The organism is Acinetobacter sp. S4397-1 (assembly GCF_024129285.1).
In the GTDB taxonomy this organism is placed as follows: domain Bacteria; phylum Pseudomonadota; class Gammaproteobacteria; order Pseudomonadales; family Moraxellaceae; genus Acinetobacter; species Acinetobacter lwoffii_C.
In genome coordinates this window covers 1-1092 of sequence record NZ_JAMXXZ010000078.1, presented here as the reverse complement: position 1 = coordinate 1092, position 1092 = coordinate 1, and the positions used below count along the sequence as shown (strand labels likewise).

General features: G+C 46.4%; 1 protein-coding gene. It reads left to right on the top strand.

From position 1 onward, the window contains the following. Window position 1: 1 nt before the first annotated feature. Window positions 2-1092 (top strand): elongation factor Tu (tuf, locus tag NI467_RS14570; protein WP_253153496.1); only part of this gene is annotated, 1091 nt, incomplete at its 3' end.

The window sequence follows — 1092 nt, the reverse complement described above, 5'->3', positions numbered from 1 at the left end:
CATGGCTAAGGCTAAGTTTGAACGTAATAAGCCACACGTTAACGTGGGCACAATCGGTCACGTTGACCATGGTAAAACAACTTTAACAGCTGCGATTGCAACTGTATGTGCGAAGAAATTCGGTGGTGAAGCTCGTGACTACGCTGCAATTGACTCTGCACCAGAAGAAAAAGCACGTGGTATTACTATTAATACTTCACACGTAGAATACGATTCTCCAACTCGTCACTACGCTCACGTCGACTGCCCAGGTCACGCCGACTATGTTAAAAACATGATTACTGGTGCGGCTCAGATGGATGGCGCGATCCTGGTATGTTCAGCGACTGATGGTCCTATGCCACAAACTCGTGAACACATCCTGCTTTCTCGTCAGGTTGGTGTTCCATACATCATCGTATTCCTGAACAAATGTGACATCGTTGATGACGAAGAGCTGATCGAACTGGTAGAAATGGAAGTTCGTGAACTTCTTTCTACATACGACTTCCCGGGTGACGACACTCCGGTAATCCGTGGTTCTGCTCTTGCTGCACTGAACGGCGAATCTGGCCAGTATGGCGAAGATGCTGTAGTTGCACTTGTTGAAGCGCTTGATACTTATATCCCAGAGCCAGTACGTGCAATCGATCAAGCATTCTTGATGCCAATTGAAGACGTATTCTCTATTTCTGGTCGTGGTACAGTAGTAACTGGTCGTGTTGAGACTGGTGTTGTACGCGTTGGTGAAGAAGTTGAAATCGTAGGTATCAAAGACACCGTTAAAACAACTGTAACTGGTGTTGAGATGTTCCGTAAGCTTCTAGACGAAGGTCGTGCGGGCGAGAACTGTGGTGTTCTTCTTCGTGGTACTAAGCGTGAAGACGTACAACGTGGTCAAGTATTGGCTAAACCAGGTTCAATCAAGCCACACACTAAATTCGATGCGGAAGTATACGTACTTTCTAAAGAAGAAGGTGGTCGTCACACTCCATTCCTGAACGGTTACCGTCCACAGTTCTATTTCCGTACAACTGACGTAACTGGTGCGATCCAGTTGAAAGAAGGTGTGGAAATGGTTATGCCTGGTGACAACGTTGAGATGTCAGTAGA